This window comes from Micromonospora sp. NPDC049060 (assembly GCF_040649055.1).
Taxonomy (GTDB): domain Bacteria; phylum Actinomycetota; class Actinomycetes; order Mycobacteriales; family Micromonosporaceae; genus Micromonospora; species Micromonospora reichwaldensis.
Genome location: NZ_JBEZEV010000152.1, coordinates 1 through 6,153 on the forward strand (window position 1 = coordinate 1; position 6,153 = coordinate 6,153).

3 protein-coding genes and 1 pseudogene are annotated in these 6,153 nt (G+C 76.5%); 3 read left to right on the forward strand and 1 reads right to left on the reverse strand.

The annotated features are described in order from the left end of the window. Window positions 1-170: 170 nt before the first annotated feature. Together AB0B83_RS29665 and AB0B83_RS29670 are read left to right on the forward strand one after the other, a co-directional pair. Entirely contained in the window at window positions 171-1,010 is an 840-nt protein-coding gene (locus AB0B83_RS29665) for a GNAT family N-acetyltransferase (protein ID WP_311410917.1), read from the forward strand. A 181-nt stretch (window positions 1,011-1,191) separates the two neighbouring features. Next, window positions 1,192-4,806, forward strand: a complete 3,615-nt coding sequence (locus AB0B83_RS29670; RefSeq protein ID WP_357580938.1) for an ATP-binding cassette domain-containing protein — start codon at window positions 1,192-1,194, stop codon at window positions 4,804-4,806. 43 nt (window positions 4,807-4,849) lie between these two features. On the opposite strand, the gene AB0B83_RS29675 is transcribed toward AB0B83_RS29670, so the two are convergent. Further along, a complete protein-coding gene (locus AB0B83_RS29675; protein WP_357580939.1) occupies window positions 4,850-5,917 on the reverse strand; it encodes an NADH:flavin oxidoreductase/NADH oxidase in 1,068 nt (355 codons plus the stop codon). 132 nt (window positions 5,918-6,049) lie between these two features. Between AB0B83_RS29675 and AB0B83_RS29680 the strand changes: the two are divergent. Further along, window positions 6,050-6,153 (forward strand): annotated as a pseudogene (locus AB0B83_RS29680) (LacI family transcriptional regulator); the annotation flags it as partial.

A 6,153-nucleotide genomic window follows, 5' to 3' on the forward strand; every position in this document is an offset into this window, starting at 1 on the left:
GCGCGTTGGCGGATTCCGCCGAGTTCGAGGTGGTGGCCGTTGTTGGTGACTTCGGTGCTGCCGAGTACGGAGAAGCGCATGGGTGTGCTCCGATGGTCCCGTCACGGTGCAGGCGTCCCACTGGTCACTCGACCGGCGCGGCACCGGGCGGATCTGGCAGGCTGGTAGCCGTGCTGACGGTGCCGGTACGCCAACTGGGGGAGTCGGAGCGCCGCGCGGTCGAGCGGCTGCTCGACCTCGACCCGTTCGCGGGCGCGCAGGTCGCCGAGCGGATCACGGCGCGTGGCCTGGCCTGGTGGCGCGCCGAGGGACGGGTGCTGGGCTACGGCAGCCGCCGCAACCTGGAGTCGATCTGCTGGCTGGGCGGCAACCTGACCCCGGTGCTCGCCACCGAGCCGGCCGTCGCCGCCTACGCCGACCTGCTCGCCGGCGAGGAGCGGCTCTGCTCGTCGATCGTGGGCCGCGCCGACGCCGTGCTCGGCCTCTGGGACCGCCTCTCCGCCGTCTGGGGGCCGGCCCGGGACGTACGCCCCAACCAGCCGTTGCTGGCGACCGACGCGCTGCCGGCGCTGCGGGCGGACCCGGAGGTGCGGCGGGTACGCGCCAGCGAGGTCGACCGGCTCTTCCCGGCGGCGGTGGCGATGTACACCGAGGAGGTCGGCGTCTCGCCGCTCGCCGACGACGGCGGGCGCGGCTACCGGCGGCGGGTCACCGACCTGGTCCGGACCGGGCGGGCGTACGCCCGGTTCGTCGACGGCCGGGTGGTGTTCAAGGCCGAGCTGGCGGTGGTGACCCGCCGGACCGCCCAGGTGCAGGGCGTCTGGGTGGCCCCCGAGTGGCGGGGCCGGGGCATCGCGTCGGCGGCCATGGCGGCGGTGGTGCGCGACGCGCTGCTGCGGGTCGCCCCGACCGTCAGCCTCTACGTCAACGACTTCAACCTGCCGGCCCGCCGGGTCTACGAGCGCTGCGGATTCCGCCCGGTCGGCACGCTCGCCACCGTGCTCTTCTGAGCCGCCCTTCGCGGCGTCCGTTCTGAGCCGCCCTTCGCGGCGTCCGCGCGGGCGGCTCCCGGCCGGCGTGGCCCACGCACCGGGCTCCGGCCAGGTGAACGGCCGGTAAATGCGTTGAGCCGGCCGGCTCCACCGACCAGGCTGGATACTCCGCCCCGGTCTGCGGAGAAGGGACTCCGTCATGCGTCTGCTCCGGGACCTGTGGGCCACCTCGCCCCGCCGAATGGCGATCGTGACCTGCCTGATCGTGCTCGGCGCCGGGGGCCAGGCGGCCGCCGCCGCGCTGGCCGGCCCCGTCCTGGTGCACCGCGCCGCCGGGTTCTTCGCGCTGCTCGCCGTGGCGCTGGTCGCCGCCGTCCTCACCGACCTCGCGGTGAGCCTGCTGATGGCCGGGCTGACCGCCGACTGGTCCGCCGACGTGCGGCGCCGGCTGTGCCGGGTCGCGCTCGGGCAGGACCTGCCGACCCTGGAGACCACCCCGGTCGGCGAGCTGCTCGACCGCATCGACGGCGACGTCTACCAGGTCGCCGCCGCGGTGCGCAACCAGGGCGTACGGATCGCGCAGGGCCTCGGCGCCGGCGTGCTGTCGACCGTCGTCGCCCTCGCGGTGTGGTGGCCGGCCGGCCTCGGGATGCTGCTGCTGACCGTGCTGCTGGCCGTCGGCCTGCGCAAGCCCACCGCGCGGATCGGCCCGGCCCGGATGGCCGAGGAGGAGGCCTGGTCCGACCTCGCCGCGGTGATGGAGGAGGCCATCCACGGCCAGGACGACGTACGCACCAGCCTGGCCCGGCCGTACGTGCTGCGCCTCTACGCCCGGCGGGCCGCCGAGGTGCTCAGTCGCGGGGTGCGCGTGTGGCGGATGTCCGCCCAGGTCACCACTGTGGCCGCCGGCGTCATCCGGGCCGGTATCGCGGCCGTGGTGCTCGGCGGCGCGTGGGCGCTGGTCACCGGCCGGGTCGACGGCGCCCGGCTCACCGCGATCTGGCTGCTGGCCATCGGCTTCGGCATGACCGTCGAGCACGTCAGCCGGATGGTCCCCGAACTCCAGTACGCCCTCGGCGCGTGGGGGCGGGTGCAGCTGCTGGCGGGCTCCCGGCAGGAGCCCGTGGGCGGGGCCGCCCCGAACGAGGGCGACCTCGTGGTGCGGGGCCTCACCTTCCGCTACGGGGGTGCCGACGACGGGCGCGGTCCCGCGCTGCACGACGTCGACCTGACCTTCACCCGGGGCCGCTCGTACGCGCTGGTCGGCCGGACCGGCTCCGGCAAGTCCACCCTGGCGAAGGTGCTCACCCGGGCCGTCGACGTGCCGCCCGGCACGGTCTTCCTGGCCGGCGACGACGTGTGCGACCTCGACGTCGAGGCGCTGCGCCGGTGGATCGCCGTGGTGCCCCAGCGCACCGAGATCCTCGCCGGGACCCTCGCCGAGAACGTCGCGCTGTTCGATCCGGACCTGCTCGACGCCGCCGCCCGGGCGCTGCGCGAGCTGGGGCTCGACGGCTGGATCGCCGAGCTGCCCGCCGGCCTGGACACCCGGCTGGGCGACGGCGGGCACGTGCTCTCGGCCGGCCAGGAGCAGCTGGTCGCCTTCGCCCGGATCCTGGTGCGCGACCCGCACGTGGTGATCCTCGACGAGGCCACCGCCCGCCTCGACCCGGTGACCGAGGCGCGGGTGCAGCAGGCCACCGAGCGGTTGCTGCGGGACCGGATCGGCATCGTCATCGCCCACCGCCTCTCCTCCGTACGCCGCTGCGACGAGGTGGTGGTGATGGCCGACGGCGCGGTCGTGGAGGCCGGGCCGCTGGACTCCTCGGAACGCTTCGCCGAACTGCTCGCCACCAGCCACGCCACCGCGTACGCCCACGCGGCGCCGTGCGGTCGTTCCGGCGGGGTCGACCTGCTGACCGGCCCGTCGGACCCGTGGCCGACCACCGGCCCGGACGAGGCCCTCCCGACGGCGACGCCCCCGGTCGGCCCGCCGGCCGTCCCGCCGGCCACGCCCACGGCCGTGCCGCCGGTCGGGGCGGCCCCCGCGACCCCGACGGAGCCGGTCGGGTCGGCCGACGGCCGGGCGGGTCAGGGCGGGTCCGCAGCCCTCGGGGAGCCGGAGCCGACGTCCCCGCGGGGGCTGCGCGGACTGCGGGAGATCCTGCGGCTGTGCCTCAACGACGCGCGCTACGGGCTGGCCTCGCTGGCGTTGTTCCTGCTGCTCGTGCTCCTCGGGCTGGAGGGGCCGGTGCTGCCGTGGCTCTGGGCGGACGTGGTCGACGGCACCGGCGACCCGTGGAAGCCGGCGCTGGGGATCGTCGTCGGCCTGCTGGTGACCCTGCCGGTGCCGTACCTCAACGGTCTGCGCTTCCCGCAGTGGTGGGTCCGGCAGATGCTGCGGATCAGCCTGCGCCTGGTGCACGGCCAGACCGGACCGCGCCGGGTCAGCCGGCACACGCCGGCGGAGGTGGTGGCCCAGGGCGGCGACACCGAGCGGGTGGTGCAGCTCGCCGACAACCTGATGGACCAGGGGCTCTCGCTGCTGCTCCTGGTCGCGATGACCGCCGTCACCGGCAGCGTGGTGCCGGGGCTCTTCTTCGCGGGCACGATGCTCGTCTCCGGCCTCGCCGCCACGCTGTTCGGCCCCCACCTGGAACGGTCGGCGCGGGCCACCGTCGCGGCGCGGGCCGCGTTCGCCACCGCGCTGGTCTCCTCGCTGTCGGCCGCCCGTACGGTCAAGCTCGCCGGGGCTACCCGCCCGGTGCTGGCCCACCTGGCGGACCTCGACGTGGTGCGCAGCGACCGGCAACGCCGGGAGATCTCCGTGCAGGTCTGGTCCCGCTCGACCCCATCGTTGGTCAGCGGCCTGCTGCCGATCGGCGCGTGGGCGCTCTTCCTGGCCGGGCAGCTCTCGGCCGGCGCCACCCTGGTCGCGGTCGCCACCCTGGCCGCGGCCCGCTGGTTCGCGTGGACGACGGCCTCGCTGATCTCGCAGATCCCGTCGGCGCGGGTGTGGACCCGGCGGACGGTGGCGATGACCGGCGTGGAGGCGTACTCGGCGGCGGTGCCGGGGGTGGACCTCGGCGCGGGGACCGCCCCGGCGCCCGTCGTGCCGCCCCGGCACCCGCTGCGCCGGCTGGAGCTGACCGGCCTCGGCGTCCGGCACACCGACGGGACGGTGGCCGTACGCGACGTCGACCTGACGGTGGAACGCGGTCAGCTGGTGCTGGTCGTCGGCCCGGTCGGCTCGGGCAAGTCGTCGCTGCTGCGGGCGCTGGCCGGCATCGCCCCGCACACCGGCCGGCTGACCTGGAACGGCGACCCCGTCACCGAGCCGGAGCTGTTCCTGCGCCCCCACCAGGTGGGCTACGTCGGCCAGCTGCCCCGGGTGCTCTCCGGCACGGTGGCCGACAACATCACCCTCGGCCACCAGGTGGACGCCGCGGCGGCGGTGTCGACCGCCCAGCTCGACCACGACCTGGCGGCGGCCGGCGGCGGGCTCGGGCTGCTGATCGGGCACAAGGGCACCCGGCTCTCGGGCGGGCAGTTGCAGCGCCTCGCGCTGGCCCGGGCGCTCGCCCCCCGTACCGAGCTGCTGGTGGCCGACGACGTGTCCTCGGCGCTGGACGTCACCACCGAGCTGGCGCTGTGGCAGGCGCTACGCGAGCACGGCGTGACCGTGGTGGGTTCGACCTCGAAGCGCGCCGCCCTGGTCCGGGCCGACCACGTCGTGGTCCTCCGCTCCGGCACGGTCGCCGCCCAGGGCCCCTGGCGCGACCTGGAACCCCACTGGTCCCACCTGGCCGGCTGACCCGACCCGGCAGGGGCCGGGCCGGGGCCGGGGGCGGGGTGGGTCAGGTGGCGCGGGCGTACTGGGCGGGCCAGGTGGGGGTGGCGCCGAGCTTGGCGGCGGCCCGGTGCGGCCAGTACGGGTCCCGCAGGAGTTCCCGCCCGAGCAGGACCAGGTCGGCGTCGCCGGACGCGACGATCTCCTCGGCCTGCTCCGGCTCGACGATCAGGCCGACCGCGCCGGTGGCCACGCCCGCCTCCCGGCGTACCCGGGCGGCCAGCGGCACCTGGTAGCCCGGGCCGACCGGGATGGTCGCGGTGGCCGACGCGCCGCCCGAGGAGCAGTCGACCAGGTCCACCCCGGCGGCGGCCAGTTCGCCGGCGAGTACCACGCTGTCCTCGGCCGTCCAGCCCGTCGGCTCCCAGTCGGTGGCCGAGATGCGGGTCAGTACGGGCACGTCCTCGCCGACCGCCGCACGGACCGCCCGCGCCACCTCCAGGGTGAGCCGCATCCGGCCGGAGCGGTCCCCGCCCCAGCCGTCGTCGCGGTGGTTCGTCAGCGGGGAGAGGAACTCGTGCAGCAGGTAGCCGTGCGCGGCGTGGATCTCCACTGCCGCGAACCCGGCGTCGACCGCCCGGCCGGCCCCCGCCGCGAACGCCTCGACGACGCCGGCGATGCCCGCCTCGTCCAGCGCGGTCGGCACCCGGTAGTCGGGCACGAACGGCGTGGACCCCGGGCCGACCGGGGTCCAGCCGCCCTCGGCGTCGGGCACCCCGCCCCGCCGGGACGCCCACGGGCGGTACGTCGAGGCCTTGAACCCGGCGTGCGCGAGCTGCACGACCGGCACCGCGCCGTGCGCGGCGACGAAGGCGGTCACCGGCCGCCAGGCGTCGACGTGCGCCCCGGACCAGAGCCCGGTGTCCTGGGGGCTGATCCGCCCCTCGGGCAGTACGGCGGTGGCCTCGGTCATCACCAGGCCCGCGCCGCCGACCGCCCGGGCGCCCAGGTGCACGAGGTGCCAGTCGGTGGGCAGGCCGTCCGGGCCGGCGGTGTACTGGCACATCGGCGCCAGGGCGATCCGGTTGGACAGGGTCACGCTGCGCAGGGTCAGCGGGGTGAACAGGACACTCATGCGGTCATCCTCTCGGACGCGGGGAGGACCCCGGGACGGGGTCCTTCCCGACTCGTCGGGTCGCGCCGGGCCCCGGGCACGACGGCCGGTGCGGGCGCGGGCGGGCGGCTCGGGCCCGCCGCGAACGCCCCGGGCGGCTCGGACCGCCCGGCCACCATCGCCGGCCCACAGGACATGGTGGGCGGCATCGAGCGCCTCGTCGGCTACCGGAACACGATCGCCGAGGCCGGGCTGCC